The sequence below is a fragment of the Mitsuaria sp. BK041 genome (genome assembly GCF_014193085.1).
Lineage (GTDB): Bacteria > Pseudomonadota > Gammaproteobacteria > Burkholderiales > Burkholderiaceae_C > Roseateles.
This window is the reverse complement of record NZ_JACHYT010000002.1, coordinates 906,487-929,502: the sequence shown is the minus strand read 5'-3', so window position 1 is coordinate 929,502 and position 23,016 is coordinate 906,487. Positions and strand designations below refer to the sequence as shown.

At 70.0% G+C, this 23,016-nt stretch carries 24 protein-coding genes and 1 riboswitch; of the genes, 9 read left to right on the top strand and 15 right to left on the bottom strand.

Annotated elements, in window-relative coordinates; translation table 11 throughout:
* Positions 1-43: 43 nt before the first annotated feature.
* The 5 genes from FHT38_RS19885 to ahcY all read right to left on the bottom strand — a co-directional run bounded on the left by FHT38_RS19885 (position 44) and on the right by ahcY (position 4,650).
* Positions 44-607 carry a proprotein convertase P-domain-containing protein gene (locus tag FHT38_RS19885; protein WP_183492997.1) on the bottom strand — a complete coding sequence of 188 codons (564 nt, stop codon included), beginning with the start codon at positions 605-607 and terminating at the stop codon, positions 44-46.
* A gap of 238 nt (positions 608-845) precedes the next feature.
* Positions 846-1,487, bottom strand: a complete 642-nt coding sequence (locus tag FHT38_RS19880; RefSeq protein WP_404935736.1) for an OmpW/AlkL family protein — start codon at positions 1,485-1,487, stop codon at positions 846-848.
* Positions 1,488-1,615: 128 nt separating this feature from the next.
* On the bottom strand, positions 1,616-2,455 hold the full coding sequence (gene metF, locus FHT38_RS19875) for a methylenetetrahydrofolate reductase [NAD(P)H] (protein WP_091727800.1): 840 nt from the start codon (positions 2,453-2,455) through the stop codon (positions 1,616-1,618).
* The gene (locus FHT38_RS19870; protein WP_183492996.1) at positions 2,452-3,183 is read right to left on the bottom strand and encodes a TlyA family RNA methyltransferase; all 732 of its coding nucleotides are present in this window, start codon (positions 3,181-3,183) and stop codon (positions 2,452-2,454) included. Before FHT38_RS19870 ends, metF begins: the two co-directional genes overlap by 4 nt.
* Before the next feature lie 33 nt (positions 3,184-3,216).
* Positions 3,217-4,650 (bottom strand): adenosylhomocysteinase, encoded by a 1,434-nt coding sequence (ahcY, locus tag FHT38_RS19865; protein ID WP_183492995.1) that lies wholly within the window; start codon positions 4,648-4,650, stop codon positions 3,217-3,219.
* A gap of 102 nt (positions 4,651-4,752) precedes the next feature.
* Positions 4,753-4,851: riboswitch (S-adenosyl-L-homocysteine riboswitch) on the bottom strand.
* A 72-nt stretch (positions 4,852-4,923) separates the two neighbouring features.
* Here ahcY and FHT38_RS19860 point away from each other — a divergent pair.
* On the top strand, positions 4,924-5,715 hold the full coding sequence (locus tag FHT38_RS19860) for an HAD family hydrolase (RefSeq protein ID WP_183492994.1): 792 nt from the start codon (positions 4,924-4,926) through the stop codon (positions 5,713-5,715).
* Here FHT38_RS19860 and FHT38_RS19855 read toward each other — a convergent pair.
* From FHT38_RS19855 to FHT38_RS19840, 4 genes are all read right to left on the bottom strand, one after another.
* Positions 5,643-6,134 (bottom strand): hypothetical protein, encoded by a 492-nt coding sequence (locus FHT38_RS19855; RefSeq protein ID WP_183492993.1) that lies wholly within the window; start codon positions 6,132-6,134, stop codon positions 5,643-5,645. The genes FHT38_RS19860 and FHT38_RS19855 overlap by 73 nt on opposite strands.
* A 244-nt stretch (positions 6,135-6,378) precedes the next feature.
* The gene (locus FHT38_RS19850) at positions 6,379-6,585 is read right to left on the bottom strand and encodes an oxidoreductase-like domain-containing protein (protein ID WP_091727779.1); all 207 of its coding nucleotides are present in this window, start codon (positions 6,583-6,585) and stop codon (positions 6,379-6,381) included.
* Between the two features lie 43 nt (positions 6,586-6,628).
* Positions 6,629-6,886 carry a translation initiation factor IF-1 gene (gene infA / locus FHT38_RS19845; RefSeq protein WP_091727775.1) on the bottom strand — a complete coding sequence of 86 codons (258 nt, stop codon included), beginning with the start codon at positions 6,884-6,886 and terminating at the stop codon, positions 6,629-6,631.
* A gap of 84 nt (positions 6,887-6,970) precedes the next feature.
* A complete protein-coding gene (locus tag FHT38_RS19840; RefSeq protein WP_175538353.1) occupies positions 6,971-7,141 on the bottom strand; it encodes a hypothetical protein in 171 nt (56 codons plus the stop codon).
* Positions 7,142-7,767: 626 nt separating this feature from the next.
* Between FHT38_RS19840 and FHT38_RS19835 the strand changes: the two genes are divergently transcribed.
* Positions 7,768-8,607: an SDR family NAD(P)-dependent oxidoreductase gene (locus FHT38_RS19835; protein WP_183492992.1), complete on the top strand. Its 840-nt coding sequence runs from the start codon at positions 7,768-7,770 to the stop codon at positions 8,605-8,607.
* Between the two features lie 21 nt (positions 8,608-8,628).
* Here the strand turns inward: FHT38_RS19835 and FHT38_RS19830 are convergent, their stop codons facing one another.
* Positions 8,629-9,648, bottom strand: a complete 1,020-nt coding sequence (locus tag FHT38_RS19830; protein ID WP_183492991.1) for an AraC family transcriptional regulator — start codon at positions 9,646-9,648, stop codon at positions 8,629-8,631.
* 8 nt (positions 9,649-9,656) lie between these two features.
* Positions 9,657-10,598: an AraC family transcriptional regulator gene (locus FHT38_RS25480; protein WP_183482859.1), complete on the bottom strand. Its 942-nt coding sequence runs from the start codon at positions 10,596-10,598 to the stop codon at positions 9,657-9,659.
* A 190-nt stretch (positions 10,599-10,788) separates the two neighbouring features.
* Between FHT38_RS25480 and FHT38_RS19820 the strand changes: the two genes are divergently transcribed.
* On the top strand, positions 10,789-11,817 hold the full coding sequence (locus FHT38_RS19820; RefSeq protein ID WP_255488870.1) for an aldo/keto reductase: 1,029 nt from the start codon (positions 10,789-10,791) through the stop codon (positions 11,815-11,817).
* Between the two features lie 39 nt (positions 11,818-11,856).
* Here the strand turns inward: FHT38_RS19820 and FHT38_RS19815 are convergent, their stop codons facing one another.
* The 4 genes from FHT38_RS19815 to metK form a co-directional block, all read right to left on the bottom strand.
* The gene (locus tag FHT38_RS19815; RefSeq protein ID WP_183492990.1) at positions 11,857-12,954 is read right to left on the bottom strand and encodes a DNA glycosylase AlkZ-like family protein; all 1,098 of its coding nucleotides are present in this window, start codon (positions 12,952-12,954) and stop codon (positions 11,857-11,859) included.
* A 57-nt stretch (positions 12,955-13,011) separates the two neighbouring features.
* Positions 13,012-14,022, bottom strand: a complete 1,011-nt coding sequence (locus tag FHT38_RS19810; RefSeq protein WP_091727757.1) for a diguanylate cyclase — start codon at positions 14,020-14,022, stop codon at positions 13,012-13,014.
* An 86-nt stretch (positions 14,023-14,108) separates the two neighbouring features.
* Positions 14,109-15,155: a diguanylate cyclase domain-containing protein gene (locus FHT38_RS19805; RefSeq protein WP_183492989.1), complete on the bottom strand. Its 1,047-nt coding sequence runs from the start codon at positions 15,153-15,155 to the stop codon at positions 14,109-14,111.
* Positions 15,156-15,283: 128 nt separating this feature from the next.
* Positions 15,284-16,462: a methionine adenosyltransferase gene (gene metK, locus FHT38_RS19800; protein ID WP_091727749.1), complete on the bottom strand. Its 1,179-nt coding sequence runs from the start codon at positions 16,460-16,462 to the stop codon at positions 15,284-15,286.
* Positions 16,463-16,624: 162 nt separating this feature from the next.
* Between metK and FHT38_RS19795 the strand changes: the two genes are divergently transcribed.
* The 6 genes from FHT38_RS19795 (at position 16,625) to FHT38_RS19770 (ending at position 22,989) form a co-directional block, all read left to right on the top strand.
* The gene (locus FHT38_RS19795; protein WP_183492988.1) at positions 16,625-17,515 is read left to right on the top strand and encodes a lipid A biosynthesis acyltransferase; all 891 of its coding nucleotides are present in this window, start codon (positions 16,625-16,627) and stop codon (positions 17,513-17,515) included.
* A gap of 9 nt (positions 17,516-17,524) precedes the next feature.
* Complete coding sequence (gene dapF / locus FHT38_RS19790) at positions 17,525-18,412, top strand: diaminopimelate epimerase (RefSeq protein ID WP_183492987.1); 888 nt, start codon at positions 17,525-17,527, stop codon at positions 18,410-18,412.
* Complete coding sequence (locus FHT38_RS19785; RefSeq protein ID WP_183492986.1) at positions 18,409-19,119, top strand: DUF484 family protein; 711 nt, start codon at positions 18,409-18,411, stop codon at positions 19,117-19,119. Before dapF ends, FHT38_RS19785 begins: the two co-directional genes overlap by 4 nt.
* Positions 19,097-20,026, top strand: a complete 930-nt coding sequence (locus tag FHT38_RS19780; protein ID WP_255488869.1) for a tyrosine recombinase XerC — start codon at positions 19,097-19,099, stop codon at positions 20,024-20,026. The genes FHT38_RS19785 and FHT38_RS19780 overlap by 23 nt, the downstream gene beginning before the upstream one ends.
* A gap of 13 nt (positions 20,027-20,039) precedes the next feature.
* On the top strand, positions 20,040-21,674 hold the full coding sequence (locus FHT38_RS19775; protein ID WP_183492984.1) for a hypothetical protein: 1,635 nt from the start codon (positions 20,040-20,042) through the stop codon (positions 21,672-21,674).
* 130 nt (positions 21,675-21,804) lie between these two features.
* Positions 21,805-22,989 (top strand): AAA family ATPase, encoded by a 1,185-nt coding sequence (locus tag FHT38_RS19770; protein WP_183492983.1) that lies wholly within the window; start codon positions 21,805-21,807, stop codon positions 22,987-22,989.
* The last annotated feature ends 27 nt before the right edge of the window (positions 22,990-23,016 follow it).

The window sequence follows — 23,016 nt, the reverse complement described above, 5'->3', positions numbered from 1 at the left end:
CGGCGCCCGATGACGGTCGCTGGCGGGCGCTCGCCCGCCGGCCTCAGGCCTTGCGGCGGCGCGCCATGCCCAGGCCGACCAGCGCCAGCCCGGCCAGCGCCAGCGAACCCGGCTCCGGCACGGTCGTCAGCTGCACGTTCCAGTTGTTGATCACGCCGACGTCGGCGCCGGCCAGGTCGGCCACGCGCAGCGTCCAGGTGCCGAAGGCGTCCTGGCCGTTGAAGGCCGACAGCAGTTCTTCCGCGCGGAAGCTGCCGGTGAACGGCGCGGCGCCATTGGCGACGGCGGTGGTCGCCGCATCGTCGAAGACGGTGTTGAAGAAGTTGTCGGCCGATCCGCCGCGGCGGTTGAACAGCTGGACGGTGGTGCCGGTCGGCGCGATCAGCCAGATCGCCAGGTCGGCGTCATAGGTGTGGCGCAGGTCGACGATCGAGACGTTCACGTCGCTCAGCGTGCCGCGGGTGTCGACGTTCAGCGTGGAGGTCACGACGCAGCGGTCGCAGATGGCGGTCGGCGTGGTGCTGGAGGCGGTCACGACCGCGGCTTGGGCGGTGAAGGCGGTGGTCAGGGAGGCGGCGCAGACGGCCAGCAGACGCTTGAAGTTCATGGAGTCAGGGTCACAAAAAAGGTGGCTTGTGACTCCATGTAAGCAGTGTTCATGCCAATGAATTAGGGATGGCGTTCGAATCCCTTCTGGCATAGGCACTTGGCGCTGTTTCCGTGAACAATTCCCGGCGCTCCGCGCGTGCGGTTTTAACGAACTGTCAAGAATCCCGACGTTTGGCTGCTTGCGCCGTCCCCTCAGCCGATGCGAGGGCCGAGGGGATGAAACGGATTTCTGGGACTCAGAACCGATAGCCGGCGCCGACGCCGATCAGCAGCGGATCGATCTTGAACTTGCCGACCGACGCGCCCTTGGAGCGCACCTCGGTGTCCATCTTGAGCTTCTTGATGTCGAGGTTGATCGACCACCTCGGATCCAGCATCACGTCGAAACCGGCCTGCAGGGCCAGGCCGACGCTCTGCTTCTCGATGCTGGGCGTCAGCGCCGCCTGCACGGCCGGCTCGAAGCGGGCGCTGGAGAAGCGCGTGTAGTTGAGGCCGGCGCCAAGGTAGGGGCGGAACTGCCCGTCCGGGTTGAAGTGGTACTGCAGCGTCAGCGTCGGCGGCAGGTGCTTCACGGTCCCGATGCGCACGCCGTTGCTGCGCAGCGTGTGCCGTTGCGGCACGGTGAGGACCAGCTCGGTCGCCAGGTTCGGCGTGATGAAGTAGCTGATGTCGACTTCGGGAATCGTCTTGCGGCTCAGCGACAGGCCGAGGCCGGTCCGGTCCTTGTCCGCCGGGTCGATGTTCACCGCGCGGGCGCGGATCACCCAGGGGCCGCCCTGCGCGTGCGCGGGCAGCGCGGTGGTCGTCATCAGCGCCGTGAGCGCCATGAGCGCCGCGGCGCCGAGGGACAAGCGGGATCGGGTGGGGATGCGGGACATGCGTTCACTCCTGGTCAATGGGTGACCGGCATTGAACGTGGGCCTCGGGCCGCTGGCCTTGACCGTTCACAAGGAACGGCGGCGCGGCATGAAGACCGCCCGCGGCGGCGCGGACCGCTTGCGCGGTGTCAAGCTTGGGCGGCGAGACCGAGGCGTTTGCACAACTCCAGCGTCAGCGCGCTCTGGTTGAGCGTGTAGAAGTGCAGCCCCGGCACGCCGCCGGCGATCAGGCGCTCGCACAGTCGCGTGACGACGTCCAGGCCGAAGGCGCGCACGGAGGCGGCGTCATCCATGTAGCCCTCCATCTTTAGCGCGACCCAGCGCGGGATCTCGATGCCGTCGCGCTGCGCGAACTGCGCGATGCGCGCGTAGTTGTTGATCGGCATGACGCCCGGCACGATCGGCACCTCCACGCCCAGGGCGCGGGAGGCCTCGACGAAGTGGAAGTAGGCATCGGGGTTGTAGAAGAACTGCGTGATCGCGCCGCTGGCGCCGGCGCGCACCTTGTCGGCGAAGAACTGCAGGTCGCGCGCCGCGTAGCGCTGCTGCGGGTGGTACTCGGGATAGGCGGCGACCTCGATGTCCCAGTCCTCGCCCTGTGTCTCGCGGATGAAGCGCACCAGCTCGGCGGCGTAGCGGAACTCGCCCGCCGTGGCCGTGCCGCTGGGCAGGTCGCCGCGCAGCGCGACGACGCGGCGGATGTCCTGCGCGCGGTAGGTCGCCAGGATCTCGGCGATGTTCTCGCGCGTGGAGCCGACGCAGGACAGGTGCGGCGCGGCATCGAAGCCTTGCGACGCGATGTCGGCGACGGTCGACAGCGTCTTCTCGCGCGTGGAGCCGCCGGCGCCGTAGGTGACGCTGAAGTACTGCGGATTCACCGCGCGCAGTTCCTGCACGACGGTCTTGAGCTTCTCGGTGCCGACGGGCGTGTTGGGCGGGAAGAATTCGATGCTGACCGGCGTCGTCATGGTTGTTGGATCCAGATGAAGAATTCGGTGTTGCCGTCGCCACCGGTGACGGGGCTTTCGAACCAGCCCTTGACGACGAGGTCGCGCTTCTCGGCGGCGGCCACGGCCTGTTCCTTGACCACGGCGTACTGCGACTTGTCCTTGACGATGCCGTTCTTGTTCAAGGCCTTGGGGCCGAGCTCGAACTGCGGCTTGATCAGCAGCAGCGCCTGGCCTTGCGGCTTGAGCCAGCCGGCCACGTGCTTGATCGTGCCGATCATCGAGATGAAGCTCAGGTCGCCCACGACGAGGTCGAAAGGCTCGGCGGGCACATAGTCCTTCACGTGCATGCCTTCGAGGGCCGTCACGCGCGGGTCGGCCTTCAAGGTCTCGTGCAGCTGGCCGTGGCCGACGTCGATGCCGGTCACGTGCGCCGCGCCGGCCTTGAGCAGCACGTCGGTGAAGCCGCCCGCGCTCTGGCCCATGTCCAGGGCCGAGAAGCCGGTCACCGACACGCCGACCTTGGCCAGCGCACCCTCGAGCTTGAGCCCGCCGCGCGAGACGTAACGCAGTTCGGCGTCGTTCGTCACGCGCATGGGGGTGGTCTCGGGCAGGTCCTCGCCGCACTTGCGCACGACGGTCCAGCCCTTGGGGCCTTCCCACTCGACCGCGCGTGCGTCGATCAGCCGCTGGGCAGCCGAGCGCGTGGGCGCCAGGCCAAGGGAAAGAAGCCGCTGATCAGCACGCATGGTCGGGTCTCGGTTCAGTCGACGGTCAGTCGATCAATAGCGGTAGGTGTCGGGCTTGTAGGGGCCGGACTTGGACACGCCGATGTAGGCGGCCTGCTCGTCGGTCAGCTCGCTCAGCTGCGCGTTCAGCGTCTTGAGTTGCAGGCGCGCGACGTGCTCGTCCAGGTGCTTGGGCAGCACGTAGACCTGGCCCACGGCATACGCGTCCTTGTGCGCGAACAGCTCGATCTGCGCGATGGTCTGGTTGGCGAAGCTCGACGACATCACGTAGCTCGGGTGGCCGGTGCCGCAGCCCAGGTTCACGAGGCGGCCCTTGGCCAGCAGGATGATGCGCTTGCCGTCCGGGAAGATCACGTGGTCCACCTGCGGCTTGATCTCTTCCCACTCGTACTTCTCGAGCGAAGCGACGTCGATCTCGTTGTCGAAGTGGCCGATGTTGCAGACGATCGCGTTGTGCTTCATCGCGGCCATGTGCTCGTGGCGGATCACGTTCTTGTTGCCGGTCGTGGTCACGAAGATGTCGGCCTTGTCGGCGGCGTATTCCATCGTCACGACGCGGAAGCCCTCCATCGCGGCCTGCAGCGCGCAGATCGGATCGATCTCGGTGACCCAGACCTGGGCCGACAGCGCGCGCATCGCCTGCGCCGAGCCCTTGCCCACGTCGCCGTAGCCGGCGATCACGGCGATCTTGCCGGCGACCATGACGTCGGTGGCGCGCTTGATGCCGTCCACCAGCGACTCGCGGCAGCCGTAGAGGTTGTCGAACTTGCTCTTGGTGACCGAGTCGTTGACGTTGATCGCGCGGAACAGCAGCGTGCCCTTGGCCGACATCTCCTTCAGGCGATGCACGCCGGTGGTCGTTTCCTCGGTCACGCCGATGATCTCGGCGCTCTTGCGGGTGTACCAGGTCGCGTCTTCGGCGATCTTCTTCCTGATCGCGGCGAACAGGATGCGCTCTTCCTCGCTACCCGGATTGGCCAGGACCGACAGGTCCTTCTCGGCCTTCTGGCCCAGGTGCATCAGCAGCGTCGCGTCGCCGCCGTCGTCCAGGATCATGTTGGGGCCTTCGCCCGCCTGGCCCTTGGCGCCGAACTCGAAGATGCGGTGGGTGTAGTCCCAGTAGTCTTCCAGCGTCTCGCCCTTGTAGGCGAAGACGGGGGTGCCGACGGCGACCAGCGCGGCGGCGGCGTGGTCCTGCGTCGAGAAGATGTTGCACGAGGCCCAGCGGACTTCGGCGCCCAGCGCCTGCAGCGTCTCGACCAGCACGGCGGTCTGGATCGTCATGTGCAGCGAGCCGGTGATGCGCGCGCCCTTGAGCGGCTGGGCCGCGGCGTATTCCTCACGGATCGCCATCAGCGCGGGCATCTCGCTCTCGGCGATCTTGATCTCCTTGCGGCCCCAGTCGGCCAGCGACAGGTCTTTGATCAGGTACTGGTCTTGGGCCAGCGGCTTCAGTTGGGCGTTCATGCGGACTCCTGCGAGGAAGGGCCGTCGACGCCAGCGATCAGGACATGGGGAGAAGTGGGGAGGGCACTTGCCGCTCGGTCCTCACCCGGCCTGCGAAGGGTCGACGGGTGAGCGCGGTTGCCATGGCCGCGGGCACGTCGCCGCGCGGCGGTTCCGAGCCTGGCCTCGATGGGATGGGAGGTCGCAACGCTCCTCGGAACAGGGCGCGATTGTAGACATGTTCCGTTCGACGGCTCGATGACAGCGTCACGGTCGGGGCCACAATCGCCCCCCATGCGAACGATCCCCCCGCTCAGCGACTGTCCCCGCGCGGCCTGGCTCCCCCTGCGCGGGGTGCTGACCGACATCGACGACACCCTGACGGCCGAGGGCGACATCGCCCCCGCCGCGCTGGCGGCCCTGCATCGGCTGCAGGGCGCCGGCGTCCCCGTCATCGCGATCACCGGCCGGCCCGCGGGCTGGAGCGCGCCCTTCGCGTTGGACTGGCCCTTGCGGGGGATCGTGGCGGAGAACGGCGGGGTGCTGCTGCACCGGGAGAACGACGCGCTGGTCACCGAGTTCGCCCAGGACGACGCGACGCGACGGGAGAACTTCGCGCGTCTGCAGGCCTGCGCGGGGGCGATCGTGGCGACGGTGCCGGGCGCCCAGCTGGCGCGCGACAGCGCGGGGCGGCTGACCGACATCGCGGTCGACCACAGCGAATTCACGCGGCTGGACGACGACGCGATCGCCGCCGTCTGCGACCTGATGCGCGCCCATGGGCTGGTGGCGACGGTGAGCTCGATCCACGTCAACGGCTGGATCGGGGAACACAGCAAGTGGACCGCCGCGCAGTGGGCGGTGAGGCGGCTGACCGGGCGAGCGTTCGATCCGCGGGAGTGGGTCTATGTCGGCGACTCGACGAATGACCAGCTGATGTTCGAGCGGGTGCCCCTGTCGGTGGGGGTGGCCAACATCGCGCGTTTCCTGCCGATGCTGGATCACCCGCCGGCCTACGTCACCGCCAGCGAGCGCGGCGACGGTTTCGCGGAAGTGGCCCGCGCCTTGCTGGCCGCAGCCGCCTGAGGGCGGGCCGGCGCGTCCTCGAGGACCGGGACGCGCGGCCGGGGCTGGCGCCCTTCGACCGGATCCCAGGCATGCCGCCCGACCAGCGCCGACACCCCCGGCCAGTCATGCCCGCGCGGCAGCACCCGCGCCAGGCTCGCATGGCTGACGCGTCCGCCGACGGCCACCAGCCGCTCCGCCACCTCGATGCGCCGGCGACGCAGCCGCGGCAGCAGCCAGCGGTTGGTCGGGCGCTCGCGCAGCACGCTGGGATGCGGCATGCAGCGGTGCTCCGCCATCAGCAGGTGGCGCAGCAGCACCTCCAGTCCGAACGGGTCGAGGTGGCGCCAGTCGGTGCTCAGCCGCGCCAGCGCGAAGCGCAGGTTGGCCTGGGCGTCGGAACGCGCGACATGGAAACGGTTCTGGCCGGTCATGAACATCGGGGCCTCCGATCGAGGGAGATCGATGCGCCCGCGCGGCAAGCGCGGCGCCTGTCCAGGATGTCGGCGGGCGCGCGGGGGTTCTGAAGCCCGAGGATGTCCCCAAAAACGTCACGAAACGCAAACGCCCCTCGACCTGAGGGGGGGGCCTCGTCGGAGGGAGGCGAGACCCCCGAACGTGGACGGGGCCGCCGGAAAAAGCGAAGGGCCGCGCGAGGCGGCCCTTCCGGGTGGGGGTGAGGCGTCAGCCGGCCTCGGGGTGGCGGGCCTTCCAGGCGCGCATCGCTTGCCGGTAGCGGTCCATCGCCAGGTCGTGCAGGTCGAAGATGCACGGGTCGCAGCCGTTGCCGCAGCAGGCGTCGATGTCCGGCTGCACAGGCGGCTGGGGCATCGGGTCGTCGGCCTCGAGCGAGGCCGGCGCCGCGGCGGGGTCGGGCAGGGCGGTGGTCATGACCGGGAGGCTCCGCGAGGGTTTCGGCCCCCGCGGCGCACGCTCAGCGACGGACCGGCGGCGGTCCCGAGTGGGCCGAGCGCTGCAGGTGACGGAAGGTGATCCGGCCCTTGGTCAGGTCGTAGGGCGACATCTCCAGGGAGACGGCGTCGCCAGCCAGGATGCGGATGTGATGCTTGCGCATCTTGCCGCCCGTGTAGGCGATGACCTGGTGGCCGTTCTCCAGCGTCACGCGAAAGCGCGAGTCCGGCAGGATTTCGTTGACGACACCCTGCATTTCAATCAGTTCTTCCTTGGCCATACGGGAGGCTCCTTTCTTGAAATCGATAAGGGCGCCGGCCGCGGTCTGCCGCGGGCCTTCGCCTCGGGAATCACGGGCGCGCCGTCAATGGCAGCGCGCCCAGGCCGTGCCTTCGGTCTCCGCGTAGCGCAACGCGGCGCGGCGGGTCTCGAAGGTCGGCACGAATCGCATGACGCGATCGATGCTGGCCATGCCGCGTCCCGATCGGATCGAGACGGCCGCGGCGAATCCGCCGTCGGCATGGGGTTTGGTCATCGGTGAGACAAGGAATCGCCCCACCTCAATGCTTTTGGTTCGCATAGTTTTCATGAGGTGTGCGCCTTGACAGGCAATCGCAATAAGCAACCGTCTTGGCGCGGTTTGGGAATGTGCCCTTTCCCTGTTTCGATGGCGCGAAGCCGGGGCGGGACACGAAGAGGTGCTCCAGCAGCCGTTCGCCCAAGGACGATCGAACCGGCCGAAGCCAGAAACGCGCAAGCGCACGAACCGGGGGTTGATGCTGGTGCGAGCCGCTCGCAGAAAGGTCCGTGAGAGGGACCGGAGGGGCTGCAGAAGAAGACCTGAAGAGGGTGGTCTTGTGCGAATCAAGCTGCGGATTGTAGCGCAAGCGCGCGAATTGCGCAGCGTCGCTTGCGAGTCAGGACGAGGGGATCGTGCGGAAGGGCCGGCGGTTGGCGGGCGGCACAAGCGGCACAAGCGGCACAAGCGCGACTAGCACCGCCTGCCGGTCGCGGCGGATCGTGCAAGCGGTCCGCCGGAACGGGCATGCGGCCCCGGGGGCTGCTGCCTACGATGAATCCATCCCTCGCGAGGTCCGCCGGCAAGCGCCCCCGTCGAGGGGAAATCCCTCCACCCTGTCATCCCTCCAAGGACTGAATCCCATGAGCAAGATCTGGTTCATCACCGGCGCCAACCGCGGCTTCGGGCTGGAGATCGCCAAGGCGGCGCTGGTCGCCGGCGATCGCGTCGTCGCCACCGGCCGCGATGTCGCGGCGCTCCAGGACGCCTATGCGGCGCACGCCGACGCCGTGCTGTGCCTGCCGCTGGACGTCAGCCGCGAGGCCGACGCGGTCCACGCGGTCGAGCAGGCCGTCGCGCGCTTCGGTCGCATCGACGTGCTGGTCAACAACGCGGGGTATGGCCAGCTGGGCCTGTTCGAGGCCATCGGCGCCGACGACATCGAGCGCCAGTTCGCCACCAACGTCTTCGGCCTGATGCACGTCACCCGGGCGGTGCTGCCGGTCATGCGCCGGCAGCGCGACGGTCACGTGATCAACATCGCCTCGGTCGGCGGTTTCCGCGGCTTCGATGGCGCGGCGGTCTACTGCGCGACGAAGTTCGCCGTCGATGGCTTCAGCGCCTCGCTGGCGCCGGAGCTGGCCGGCTTCAACATCCGGGTGACGGTGGTCGAGCCCGGCTTCTTCCGGACCGACTTCCTGGACGCCAGCTCGGTGCGCTACGGCACCCGGACGATCGCGGACTACGCCGCGCTGCCGCGGCCGCCGCTGTCCACCTACGAGGCCTACAACCACCGGCAGCCGGGAGATCCGGCCAAGCTGGGCCGGGCCTTCGTCGAGCTGGCCGCGATGCCGACGCCGCCGCTGCATTTCGTGGCGGGCTCCGATGCGCTGGGCATGGCGCGGGAGACCTTCAGCCAGCGTCTGGCGGAGGTCGAGGCGCATGCCGCGCTGTCGGCCTCGCTGGATCGCGACGACGCCTGATCGACGGCCGCCGCCGGGCGCTCAGGCCAGCGCCCGCGCGGGCGGCGTGTCCCGGCGCCTGGCGGCGTCGCGCGAGGGCGGGCTGCCGTAGAGCCGGCTGTACTCGCGGCTGAACTGGGACGGGCTCTCGTAGCCGACCGCGTGGCCGGCGCGCGCGACCTCCAGTCCCTCCGCGATCAGCAGCCGGCGCGCTTCCTGCAGCCGCAGCTGCTTCTGGTATTGCAGCGGGCTCATCGAGGTCAGCGCGCGGAAGTGGTGGTGCAGCGAGGACGCGCTCATGTGCGCTTCTCTGGCGAGCGCCTCGATGCGCAGCGGCTGGGCGTAGTTCGCCTTCAGCCAGCGGATGGCGCGGTGCACGCGCTGCGTCTGGCTGTCGGCGCGCGCGACCTGCGCCAGCCGCTCGCCCTGCTCGCTGCGCAGCACGCGGTAGACGAGCTCGCGCATCGCCATCGGCGCCAGCGCGGCATGGTCCTCGGGATGGTCCAGCAGCCGCACCAGCCGACCGGCCGCGTCAAGCATGTCGGGGGTCACCGCGCTGACGAAGAGGCCGCGGCCCGTGTCCTCGGCGCCGCGGGCGGTCGCCGCTGCCGGCGCCGGGGACGGACGGGAGAGCGCCCCTGGCGGTGGCGACGCCGGGCCGCGCGGCGGGCCGCTGCGCGCGACCAGCTCGGCGACCTCCTCCGGATCGAAGTCCAGGCGCAGGCAGAGGTAGGGCCGCTCCGGCGTGGCATCGATGACGCGGCCGCTGACCGGCAGGTCGGTGGTGAAGACCATGAAGCGCGCCGCGTCGTAGACGTAGCGCTCGTCGCCCAGGTGGACTTCCTTGGCGCCCTGCGCGATCACGCACAGCGAGGCCGGCTGCACCGCATGCGCCATTTCGCCGCCCGGCGCGTCCAGCCGGATCGCCCAGACCCGCGGCAGCGCCGTCGGCCACAGGCCCTCGCGCGGCGCATGGCGGCGCAGCATCGCGCCGAGCTCGGCGATCGCATCGGTCGCGGCCATCGCCGCGTCGGTGTCGGTGTGGGTCAAGGTCGTGTCCATGGCGCCGCTCATCCCGCGCGCAGCAGCTGCTCGATGTCGGTGCGCGGCGGCGTGCCGAAGAGGCGCCTGTATTCGCGGCTGAACTGCGAGGCGCTCTCATACCCGACCTGGTGCGCCGCCGCGGCAGCGTCGAGCCCGTGGCCCAGCATCAGCCGCCGCGCATGCTGCAGCCGCAGCTGCTTCTGGTACTGCATCGGCGACATGCTGGTCAGCTGCTTGAAGCGCTGGTGCAGCGTCGAGGCGCTCATGTGCGCCACGGCGGCCAGTTCGTCGATGCTGATCGCCTCGCTGAAGCGGCGGTTCAGTTCGTCGAGCGCGCGGGACAGGCGGCGCGTGGCGCTGTCCTGCTGCGCCAGCGCGCGCAGGCGCGGTCCGAGCGGGCCGGTCAGCACCCGGTAGAAGATCTCCCGCTGCAACAGCGGGCCCAGCACGCGCTGGTCCTGTGGCGAGTCCAGCAGCTGCATCAGCCGCAGCGCCGCGCCCAGCAGCGACTCGGACACCGGCGCGACGTTCAGTCCCGACTGCGCCCCCGGCGGCGCATCGGTGCCGGCCGGGCCGACCTCCAGCATCAGCTCCGCCAGCGTCGCGGTGTCGCAGCCGATGCGCACGCACAGGTAGGGCTTGTCCGGCGTCGCCTCGATCACGCCGCCCTTGGGCAGCATCGGCATCGAGACCAGCAGGAAATGCAGCGGGTCGTAATACAGCGTCTCGGTGCCGAGCTCCACCTTCTTGCGGCCCTGCAGCACGATCGCCAGGCCCGGCTCGTAGAGCGCCGGCGCGGTCTTGGGGGTGCTGCAGCTGGCCTTGATCAGCTGCAGGCAGGGGATCGCCGTGGCGGACGTGCCGTCGCCATCGACATGCCGGAGCGTCAGATCCACCATCTGCGCGCGCAGCGCCTGCAGCGCGTCGGGGAAGCCGTCGGCGAGAGGAATCGGAGTGGGTGCGACCATGCGGCGGATTGTGCAAGGCCGTCGCGCGCGCCGCCAGCGCCCGCGCGCGTGGGGAAGCGGGTTCCGGAGGATTGGGCAAGGACGGGCGAGCTTTGCGCTGGTCCCGGGTGGGGGCGGATTCCTAAGCTGACAGGCATCGCGGCGGTCATGCCGGCCGCCGCGCAGACCTTGTCTTCGAAGGAGCCGCACCATGACCATCATGTCCAGGGAACCGATCAACAACCTGCCGCAGTTGCCGCGCCGCCGGCTCGGCGCCCACGGGCCGGAGGTCTCCGCGCTCGGACTCGGCTGCATGGGGATGTCCGATTTCTACGGCCCCACCGACGAGGCTACCTCGATGGCCGTCCTGCACCGGGCGCTGGACCTCGGGATGAATTTCCTCGACACCTCCGACATCTACGGCAACGGCGCCAACGAGCGCCTGCTGTCGGGCCTGCTGGCCAACCGCCGGCGCGAGGTCGTGCTGGCGACCAAGTTCGGCATCGTCCGCAATGCCAACGGGCTGTCGGCCGGCGTCAACGGCAAGCCCTCGCACGTCCACGCGTCCTGCGACGCCAGCCTGCGCCGGCTGGGCGTCAACCACATCGACCTGTACTACCTGCACCGCGTCGACCGGTCGGTGCCGATCGAGGAGACCGTCGGCGCCATGGCCGAGCTGGTGCGCGCCGGCAAGGTGCGCCATCTCGGGCTGTCGGAGGCCTCGGCCGAGACCATCCGCCGCGCCCATCGCGTGCATCCGATCGCGGCGGTGCAGTCGGAGTACTCGCTGTGGACGCGCGACGTCGAGGCCGAGGTGCTGCCCACCTGCCGCGAGCTCGGCATCGCGCTGGTGCCGTACAGCCCGCTGGGGCGCGGCTTCCTGACCGGCGCGATCCGCAGCGCCGATCAACTGGCCGCGAATGACTGGCGCCGCGTCAATCCGCGTTTCCAGGGCGACTCGATGGCGCAGAACCTGGCGCTGGCCGATGCGATCGTCGCGCTGGCCCGCGACCACGGCCTGACGCCGGCGCAGCTGGCGCTGGCCTGGCTGCTGGACCGCGGTCCGGACATCATGCCGATCCCGGGCACGCGCTCGATCGTGCGGCTGGAGGAGAACGCGATGGCCGCGCGCATCCGCCTCAACGACGTGCTGCGCGAGGAGCTGCGCGACCTGATCGACGCGCATCCGGTTGCCGGCGCGCGTTATCCGGAGGTGTCGATGGCGCTGGTCAATGCCTGAGCGACGCCTGAGCGCAGGCGCCCGCCGCCGGCCCGTCCTTCACTCCGCCAGGCCGAGGAAGACCGACATCTCCTGATAGGCCTCGTCCAGCGCGGCGCGGAAGGCCGCGTCGCGCGGACGCTTGCCGATGAAGCCGAGGTCCGGGACCAGCGTCTCGGCCTCGACCTTCAGGTTGGCCCAGCCGATCACCTGGTCGCCCCACAGCATCGGCAGCGCGTAGTGGCCCATGGTCCGTTTCGCGGCTGGGGTGTAGGCCTCGAAGCGGTAGGCCCAGCCCCACAGCCGCTCGAAGCGGCGGCGGTCCCAGACCAGCGGATCGAAGGGCGCGAGGAAGCGCAGGCGCTCCGGCTCGACCCGGTGGGCGCGCGAGGCAGGGTTCTCGTCCGAGGGCCAGTACCAGACCTCGCCGTCCACCTTCGCATGGGCCCAGCGCGACTTCGCGTGCTTGAGCACCTCGCGGGCCTCGGTCTTGAGGTGCGGCGCGCCGTAGCCCAGCAGCGTCGTCAGGTAGCCCAGGCTCGGCGAGGGCAGCGGCGCGTAGAGCGACACGATCATGTCGAGCAGCGCGCCGGCGCGCTCGCGGCGGGCCTGCGGGCTGTCGTCCTGCGTCGCGTGCTCGATCGCCTCGTAGACCCGCGTGCCGGAGTCGCGCCGTGCCACGCGCAGCAGGCCGCGGTAGTGCATGCCGTCCAGCAGATGCGTGCTGGCGTTGAGCTCGCCGCCCCAGTAACCCGCGACACGGCCGTGGCTGAAAGCCTGTTGCACCTGCTGCGGATGCGTGCGGCCGCGCGCACGGATGAACTCGAGCACTTCCGCCGCGCGCGCGTTCATGGCTTCGTCCCAGGCGCGCCGGGCCACCCGTGGATGCAGCAGCGCCAGCGTCTCGCGCGCAAGGAAGCCGTAGTTGACGAGACAGTCCTCCTCGACGGCCAGGCGCGCGTAACGCGCCTCGAGCTGGCCGGCGCGGTAGTCCTTCACCCGGTGCATCAGGATCAAGTCCTGCGCGCGCGCCGGCGCGCGGATCGGATCGGCCTGCACGAAGCCCAGGCGCTGGATCGCGCGCAGCAGCGTGGTCGGCTTGAAGAAGGTGCGGGCGATGGCGTGACGCCGCAACGCGTCGTGGTCGATCACAGGCATTCGGAAGCAGCGGTCATCGAAAGGCGTGACGGTAACCGCGACGGGGCATGGGTTCTGTCAGGAGAGCGGCGCGAAGCCGCTGGGCGCCTGCTCGACGGTGTCCATCTGCATCTCGAAGCTGAAGAAGCGGTTGCGGCCTCGCGACTTGGCCGTGTAGAGCGCATCGTCGGAGCGGCGAAGCAGGCCTTCGACGCTGGTGTCGGCATCGGGCACGCAGGTGGTGATGCCGCCGGAGAGGGTGACGTAGGACTCGACCGAATCGGGGTGGCGCATGTCGCAGTTGCGCAGCGTGCGCATCACCGCCCGCGCGAAGGTCATCGCGCCGGAACGCGGCGTGCCGGGCAGGATGAGGGCGAACTCCTCGCCGCCGTAGCGCGCGGCGCAGTCGCGCGGGCGCCGGCAGGTCTGCTGCAGCAACTGCGCGACCCGCCGCAGGCAGGCGTCGCCCTCGAGGTGGCCGTAGCTGTCGTTGTAGCGCTTGAAGTGGTCGATGTCGCACAGCACCAGCGTCAGCGGTTGCTGGTCGCGCCGGGCGCAGGCGATCTCCTGCGCGAGCCGGGCATCGAAGGCGCGCCGGTTCATCAGGCGCGTCAGCGCATCCTCGCCGGAAAGCTTCTCCAGCCGCTCGTTGCTGTTGCGCAGTTCATCGGACACCTCCTGCAGCCGTGCCTGCATCCGCCGCAGCCGCTGCATCGCGCGCAGCTTGGCCTGCAGCACGGTGTTGGACACCGGCTTGACGAGGTAGTCGTCCCCGCCCGATTCGATGCCCTGCCAGAGATCCTGGTCGCGGTCGCGGCTGGACAGGAAGATGATCGGCGTCCAGCCGCCGCGCTCGTGCGCCCGCATCTGGCTGGCGACCCAGTAGCCGTCGTGACCGGGCATCTCGACGTCCAGCAGCACCAGGTCCGGGCGCTCGCCGTCGAAGCGGGCCAGCGCGCTGTCGCCGCCGTCCGCCTCGAGGGTGTGATGGCCGATCGCCTGAAGCTGGCGGCACAGGAAGCCGCGCGTGCTGGCCTGGTCGTCCACGACCAGGATGCGAAGAGGCGGCAGCGAGGCGGAAGCGTCCATGGCCGGGCGTCGTCGACAGGCGGCAGCGAAACGTGCCGAGGCCGATTATGCGGGGCCGCTCCGCCGCGAGGCGGTCCGGACATGCCTCAAGTGGGGGTGGCGGGGGGCGGCGAGGCGGGCCCCGCCGATGGGACGACCGCGCGCCGCTGCTCGGCCGTGTCCATCTGCATCTCGTAGCTGAAGAAGCGGTTCCGACCGGTGGACTTGGCGTTGTAGAGCGCGTCGTCGGCGCGGATGATCAGCCCCTCGGCGCTGGTGCTCTCGTCCGGCAGGCAGGTGGTGATGCCGCCCGAGAGGGTGATGGTGCCGCCGGTGGGGGAATCCGGATGGGGGATGGCCGCCAGCTCCACCGTGCGCATCAGCGCCCGGGCATAGGTCATCGCCCCCGAGCGCGGCGTGTTGGGCAGGACCAGCGCGAATTCCTCTCCGCCGTAGCGCCCGGCGCAGTCGCTCGGGCGGCGGCAGGTTTCCTTGAGCAGCTGGCCGATGCGACGCAGGCAGGCATCGCCGGCGACGTGGCCGGCCGCGTCGTTGTAGCGCTTGAAGTGGTCGACATCGCACAGCATCAACGTCAGCGGCTTGCCTTCGCGCCGGGCCAGGTCCAGCTCCTGCTGCAGGCGGGCATCCAGGGCGCGGCGGTTCATCAGCCCGGTCAGCGCGTCGACGCTGGAGAGCTCCTCCAGCTGCGCATTGGCCGCGCGCAGGTCCTCGGACATCTGCACCAGCCTGGCCCGCATCTGGGCCAGGCGCTGCATCGCGCGCAGCTTGGCGTGCAGGATCATCGCGGACACCGGCTTGACCAGGTAGTCGTCGCCGCCGGCCTCGATGCCCTTCCACACGTCCTCGTCCTGCTTGAACTGGCTCAGGAAGATGATCGGCGTCCAGCCGCCGGGTTCGGCGGCGCGCATCTCGCGGCAGGTCCAGTAGCCGTCGTGGCCCGGCATCTCGACGTCCATCAGCACCAGGTCGGGCCGGTAGCGACGGAACAGCTCCAGCGCCCAGGCGGCGCTGTCGGCCTCCAGCACGCGGTGGCCGGCGCGGTCGAGCTCGGCGGTCAGCGCGACGCGCGTCGCGCTCTGGTCGTCGACGATCAGGATGGTCAGCGGGGTCGGCGCGGCGGGCAGGGGATGCATCCGGCGATTCTGCCGCGCGAAGCGGCTGCCGGAAACGCTCAGGGCCGCGCGAGGCGGCCCTGACTTCGGGGGTCAAGCGCGCATCAATCGATGAATGCGCGGCAAATGACCGGGGGAGTGGGGAGGGCTTACAGCCCCGCCGCGGCGCGCAGCGCCTTGGCCTTGTCGGTCCGCTCCCAGCTGAACTCCGGCTCCTCGCGGCCGAAGTGGCCGTAGGCCGCCGTCTTGCCATAGATCGGACGCAGCAGGTCCAGCATCTGGATGATGCCCTTGGGACGCAGGTCGAAATGCTCGTTGACCAGCGCCGCGATCTTCTCGTCGGAGATCACGCCGGTGCCTTCGGTGTAGACGGTGACGTTCATCGGCCGGGCCACGCCGATCGCATACGCGACCTGGATCTGGCACTGCTTGGCCAGGCCCGCGGCCACGATGTTCTTGGCCACGTAGCGGGCCGCGTAGGCGGCCGAGCGGTCCACCTTCGTCGGGTCCTTGCCCGAGAACGCGCCGCCGCCGTGCGGGCAGGCGCCGCCGTAGGTGTCGACGATGATCTTGCGGCCCGTCAGGCCGCAGTCGCCCTGCGGACCGCCGATGACGAAGCGGCCGGTCGGGTTGACCAGGTACTTCGTGTCCTGCAGCCACTCCTTGGGCAGCACCGGCTTGATGATCTCCTCGATGACCGCCTCGTAGAACTCGGGCTTCATCTTGTCGCCCAGCGACATCTCGGGCGCGTGCTGCGTGGACAGCACCACGGTGTCGATGCTGTGCGGCTTGCCGTCGACGTAGCGCATCGTGACCTGGCTCTTGGCGTCCGGGCGCAGGAAGGGCAGGCGGCCGTCCTTGCGCAGCTGGGCCTGGCGCTCGACCAGGCGGTGCGCGTAGTAGATCGGCGCGGGCATCAGCTCGGGCGTCTCGTCGCAGGCGTAGCCGAACATCAGGCCCTGGTCGCCGGCACCGGTGTTCAGGTGGTCGTCGGACGCCTGGTCCACGCCCTGGGCGATGTCGTTGCTCTGCTTGTCGTAGGCCACGAGCACGGCGCAGCCCTTGTAGTCGATGCCGTATTCGGTGTTGTCGTAGCCGATGCGCTTGATCGTGTCGCGGGCGACCTGGATGTAGTCGACGTGGGCGTTGGTCGTGATCTCGCCGGCCAGCACCACCAGACCGGTGTTGCACAGCGTCTCGGCGGCGACGCGCGAGCGCGGGTCCTGGGCGAGGATCGCGTCGAGGATGGCATCGGAGATCTGGTCCGCCACCTTGTCCGGGTGGCCTTCAGATACGGATTCCGAGGTGAAGAGGAAATCGCTCGCCAATTTAAACTCCTGTGATTCAGTCTTCGGGCGTTGCCGAGACCTGGGAGTCAGGCGGCGAACGCTTTAGCGGGATTTATGAGTCGCCCCGCAAGTTGTCCAGATTAACTCGGCGACATGGGCGCGCATTATAGGAAAGGCCCGAAAGGGCCCACGGATGGGTGGATGGGAAAACTGGGTACATATGCGCTGATCGCGCTGCTTTGGCTGCTGCACTGGCTGCCGCTGCGCTGGCTGGCCGCGCTCGGGTGGGGACTGGGCGCGCTGCTGCACCGGGTCGCGGGATCGCGCCGGCGCGTCGCGCTGCGCAACGTGGAACTCTGCTTCCCCGAGAAATCCCTCGCCGAGCGCCAGGCCCTGGTGCGCGAGCACTTCGGCTGGCTGGGCCGCAGCCTGCTGGAGCGCGGCCTGCTCTGGTACGCGTCCGACCGGCGCCTGCTGCGCCTGATGCGCATCGAGGGCAACATCAAGCTCTCCGAGCAGGTCGACCGGCCGGTGATGTGGCTGATGCCGCATTTCGTGGGCCTGGACTGGATCGGCCCGGCGCTGATGCTGAACCAGTCGCGCCCGGGCGCCAGCATCTACCAGCGCCAGAGCAACGCGCTGTTCGACGAGGCGCTGCGCAAGGCGCGCTCGCGCTTCGGGACGACCAAGCTGGTCGACCGCCAGGAGGGCGTGCGCAGCATCCTGCGGGCGATCCGCGACGGCTACTCCTTCCTGAACCTGCCGGACATGGACTTCGGGCCGAAGGATTCGGCCTTCGTGCCCTTCTTCGGCGTGCCGGCCAACACGTTGCTGGCGCCGGCCAAGATCGCCGAGACGATGAAGATGGTGGTGCAGCCGGTCATCGTCACGATGCTGCCCAAGGGGGAGGGCATCGTCATCCACGCCCATGAGCCGCTGGTCGGCTACCCCAGCGGCGATGTGGAGGCGGACGCGCTGCGCTTCCACCGCTGGCTCGAGGACCGCATCCGCGAACACCCGGCCCAGTATTTCTGGGTCCACAAGCGATTCAAGACGCGGCCGCCCGGCGAGGCTTCGCTGTATTCCCGATAATCCGCCCCCATGAAACTGCGCTTCACCAAGATGCAGGGCGCCGGCAACGACTTCGTCGTGCTGGACGCCACGCGCCACCCGATGCCGCTGAGCGCCGATCAGCTGCGGCGCGTCGCCGACCGCCGCTTCGGCGTGGGCTGCGACCAGGTGCTGGTGATCGAGGCGCCGAAGACGCCCGACGTGGACTTCGGCTACCGCATCTTCAACTCGGACGGTTCCGAGGTGGAGCAGTGCGGCAATGGCGCGCGCTGCTTCGTGCGCTTCGTCGTCGACAAGGGGCTGACCGACAAGCGCACCATCCGCGTCCAGACGATCAACGCGCTGCTCGAGCTGCGCCTGCGCGACGATGGCCGCGTCACGGTGGACATGGGCGCGCCGGTCTTCGACCTGCCCGCGATCCCGTTCGATCCGGCGCGCGCGACGGCCCGGCCGGCGAAAGGTGTGGATGGCGACTTCGCGCGCTGGCCGCTGGACCTGGGCGACGGCATGACGGCCGACGTCGCGGTGCTGTCGATGGGCAATCCGCACGCGGTACAGCGGGTCGAGGACGTCGACCAGGCGCCGGTGGCCATCGTGGGCCCGTTGGTCGAGAACCATGAGGCGTTCCCGCGGCGCGTGAATGCCGGCTTCCTGCAGGTGATCAGCCGACGCGAGGTGAAGCTGCGCGTGTACGAGCGCGGCGCTGGCGAGACGCTGGCCTGCGGCACCGGCGCGTGCGCGGCGGTGGTCGCCGGCATCCGGCTCGGCTGGCTGGACGAGGCGGTGGAAGTGCACACCCGCGGCGGCGACCTGCGCATCGAATGGGCCGGCATGACGCCGGGCGGCCCGGGGCTCGACGCCCCGGTCTACATGACAGGGCCGGCACAGACGGTCTTTGAAGGAGAAATCGAACTGTGAGCGGCATCGAAGGCATCACCGAACAAGACATCGCCGACTACCTGGCGAATGACCCGGCGTTCTTCGAACGTCACGCCGAGCTGCTGGCCAACGTCCGGATCTCGCATCCGCACGGGCAGCACGCGGTCTCGCTGCAGGAGCGCCAGGCGGAGCTGCTGCGCGACAAGATCCGCGGCCTGGAGCACAAGATCATCGAGATGATCCGCAACGGGCAGGAGAACGTCGCGATCGCCGACCGGCTGCACCGCTGGACGCTGGCGCTGATGCTCACCCGCGACGACAGCCAGCTGCCCGAGGTGCTGCTGCGCGAGCTGCGCCACCAGTTCCTGATCCCGCAGGCCGGGCTGCGGCTGTGGAACGTCGGCGCGGGCCACGCGCTGGCACCGTTCGCGGCCGAGGTCAACCCGGACGTGAAGACCTTCGTCGGCAGCCTGAACCAGCCCTACTGCGGCATCAATTCGGGCTTCGAGGCGGCGCGCTGGCTCGAGGACGACGTCGCGTCGCTGGCGCTGGTGCCGCTGACGGCGGGCGCGCCGGCGCAGCCTTTCGGCCTGCTGGTGCTGGGCTCGCCGGATCCGACGCGCTACACGGCCGAGATGGGCACCGAGTTCCTGTCCCGCGTCGGCGAGATCGCGAGCGCCGCGCTGTCGCGCCTGCTGCACGCCGACCCTCATGCCGCCGGCCATGTCGACCGTCAGCCTGACTGACGAGCAGCGCCGCTACCTGGACCATCTGCGCGTGCAGCGCCGCCTGGCGGAGCGCACGCTGACGCTGTACACGGAAGCGCTGCAGCGGTTGACCGGCTTCGCCTCGGCGCAGGGGCTGGACCTGCTGCGCCTGAGCGCGCACCAGGCGCGGCGCGGCCTGGCCCAGCTGCACGCCGAGAAGCTCAAGCCGCGCACGCTGGCGCTGATCCTGTCCGCCTGGCGCGGCTGGTACCGCTGGCTGGGGCAGCAGGGGCTGGTCGATGCCAACCCGATCGCCGACCTGCACGCGCCCAAGCAGGGCCGGCCCCTGCCGAAGGCGCTGGGCGTGGACGACGCGGTGCGGCTGGCCGAGCACCATCAGGACGTCGCCGATCCCGTCATGGAAGCGCTCGAGCGCTGCCTCGTCGAGCTGCTCTACGGCAGCGGCCTGCGGGTGTCGGAGCTGGTGGGCCTGGACCTGCGGCATCACGCGGGCTCGGCCGGCTGGATCGTGCCCGACGCCGCCGAGGCGCAGGTGCTGGGCAAGGGCGCCAAGCGCCGCGCGGTGCCGCTGGGCGGGCCGTCGCTGGCGGCCCTGCAGCAATGGCTGGCGGTGCGCGGCCAATGGGCCGCGGCCGACGAGCCGGCGCTGCTGGTGGGCCCGCGCGGCCGCCGGCTGAGCGCCGACCAGGTCCGCAAGCGCCTGAAGCAGCGGGCGCTGGCCGCTGGCATGCCCACGCATGTCCATCCGCACATGCTGCGCCACTCGTTCGCATCGCACCTGCTGCAGAGCAGCGGCGACCTGCGCGCGGTCCAGGAACTGCTGGGCCACGCCAACATCAGCACCACGCAGGTCTACACCCGGCTGGACTTCCAGCACCTGGCCAAGGTCTACGACGCGGCGCACCCGCGCGCCCGCAAGAAATAACCGATTGATCCCGATGCCCCGCACCGCCCTGATCGCCTCGAAGGCCCCGTTCCCGTCCCGTCCGCTGCTGCTGTGCTCGGCGCTGCTCGCGGCCCAAGCGCAGGCGCAGACGCAAGCGCCCGGGGCCGAGCCGCCGGTGGTCTCGGCGCCGTCCGTGACACCGGAGCTGAAGGAGCCGCCGCGGGTCGTGACCGCGACCGACAGCCGGCCCGCCGCGTTCGAGCTGAACTGGTCGCCGATCAAGATGCCCACCGGGCAGAAGACCGCGCTGCTCGGGGCGCACTACATGGTCGCCATCAACGAGGACTGGGGCATCGGCCCGGCCGCCTACGGCGCCGCCAAAGGCGAGTTCGGCGGGCTGTTCACCGTCGGCTTCAACCTGCAGCGGCGCTTTCGCGTCGGCCCCAATCTGCACCTGGCGGCCAGCGTCTATGCGGGCGCGGGCGGCGGCGTGAGCTCCGACAAGGTGCGTCCGGGCGGCGGCCTGATGCTGCGGCCCGAGCTGTCGCTGCGCGGCGAGTTCGGCAACTGGTACGCCGGCGTGGGCGTGTCGCACGTCACCTTCCCGAACGGCAACGGCAACATCAAGGACACCGGCGTCGCGTTCACCATCGGCCGGATGGACCGCTTCCTGAGCTTCAGCCCGAGCGACTCGGGCTCGCCGGGCCGCGCGGGCGACCGCACCGGCATGGGCTTCGACGAAATCGCGCTGAGCGCCGGCGTCGAGAAACCGCGCAGCGGCAGTCGCACGCGCGGCGGCGTGCCGCTCACCGGCCGCAAGGGCAAGGCCGGCGGCGACCTGCGTCAGTACTTCGGCGACGGTTCCTCGTGGTGGGGCCTGGAGGCTTCGGGCGCCGCGTCCGGCGGTCACGACGGCTACATGGAGATCCTCGCCAACGCGGGCCAGGACTGGGGCATCGGCAGCCAGCGCCTGCGGGTGGGCGGGCAACTGTCCTTCGGCCTGGGCGGCGGCGGCGACATGGACACCGGCAACGGCTGGCTGGTGCGGGTCGGGCCGACGCTGCGCTGGATCACGCCCTGGGGCCCGACGCTGCGGCTGGACGCCGGCTACATGAAGGCGCCGTGGGGCCATTACGACTCCTTCCAGGTGCGCGGGTCGCTGGCGCTGCCGCTGGAGAAGGTCTCGCGCATCCTGAACACGCCGCCGCTCGAGTCAGGCACAGTGCGCGCGCAGACGCTGTACCTGAGCACGCCCTACTTCAAGGACTTCAAGTTCAAGGACGGCTCCCGCGACAACGTGACCGGCCTGGGCATCGGCATGACGCGCGACTTCGGCGGCCCGTGGTACGGCGTGGCACACGCCGGCAGCGCGGCGCTGGGCAAGGCGGGCGCGTTCTCCTACGGCATGTTCGGCCTGGGCGCGCAGTCGCCCAAGTGGAACGGCATGCGTGTCGGCGCGGAAGCGCTGGTCGGCGCGGCGGGCGGCGGCGGCGTGTCGGTCGGCGGCGGCGCGGTGACGCAGGGCGAGGTCTGGACGCAATGGGAAGGCACCGGCCGTGACCGCCTGCGGGTGAAGGTCGGCGTCGGCCAGTGGAAGGCGCTGGGCGGCGAGAAGCACAGCACCCCGATGGTCAGCCTGAACATCGGCTGGGCCTTCGGGACCTTGGGGCCGGCGGCGAAGCGCTGATTGGGGCCGGGGCGCAGCGGATTCCGGCCGCCGCGCCACGCGGTCCGCCAGCGGGCCGCGGCGCCGATTATTGAGTTTTATCGGGCGGACCGATAAATTATCGCCTTCCCGATAATTTGCCGATAAAACGATGATCTCCTTCCCCCGGACCGACTTGGCGCGGCAGATGGTGCCGGCGCTGATGGGCCGGACGCTGTTCGGCGACGCCCACAACGGCCTGTTCCTGTCCGGGCCCCGGCGGACCGGCAAATCCACCTTCCTGCAGGCCGACCTCAAGCCGGCCCTCGAGGCCGAAGGCGTGGTGGTCGTCTACACGGACCTGTGGGAAGACACCGGCCGCGATCCGGCCACCGTCATCGCGGACGCCATCGGCAAGGCGCTGGAGCCTCAACTCGGGCTGGTCGCGCGTGCCGCGAAGAAGGCGGGCCTGGACAAGCTCAGCCTGGCGGGCTGGCTGCAGGTGGACACGAGCAGGATCGGCCGGGTGGACGGGCTCACCCTCGTCGACGCGCTGCGGGCGCTCAACGAGACCGCCGGCAAACCGGTGGCGCTGATCATCGACGAGGCGCAGCAGGCGCTGACCAGCGAGCGCGGCGAGGTGGCGATGACCTCGCTGAAGTCGGCGCGCGATCAGCTGAACCGGCGCGACGAGGTCAACTTGATGCTGGTGATGTCCGGCTCCGATCGCGACAAGCTCATGCGGCTGGTCAATTCGAACGCGGCGCCGTTCTTCGGATCGCAGGTGCAACGCATGCCGCCGCTGGGGGCCGATTTCATCGCGCATGTGGCCGGCCTGATCGAAGCGCAACGTCCGTCGCTGGCGCCGGTGGATCAAGCGGCGCTCCAGCAGGCCTTCGAGGCCATCGGCCATCGGCCACAGCTGTTCATGTCGACGCTGGACGGCGTGCTGAGTCCCTTTTCCGGCATCCGCGGGCGCTTCGAGAAGGCCCTGCTGGAGGCCTCCTCGGAGCATTCGCGCCGGGACGAGGAGGAGATGGAATCCACCTTCCTGGGCCTCAAGCCCATCGAGCAGGTGGTGCTGTGGCGGATGCTGGAGATGGGCGGGCGCTTCCGCGCCTTCGATGCCGAGGCGCTGCGCTTTTATGGCGAACTGCTGGCCCAGCCAGTCAGCGTGGGGATGGCGCAGCGGGCGCTGGAGTCGCTGCGCGAGCGCTCGCCGGTGCTGGTCTGGAAGTCCGCGCGCGGCGAGTACGCGGTGCAGGACGCCGCGATGCATCGCTGGTTCGATGAGCGCCGCAGGAACGGCACCTGGCCGCCGGTGCCGCGGCAGGTGCAGGGGCTGGGCGACGACTAGCGCCGTCGTCAAGGACAATCCGCCCCC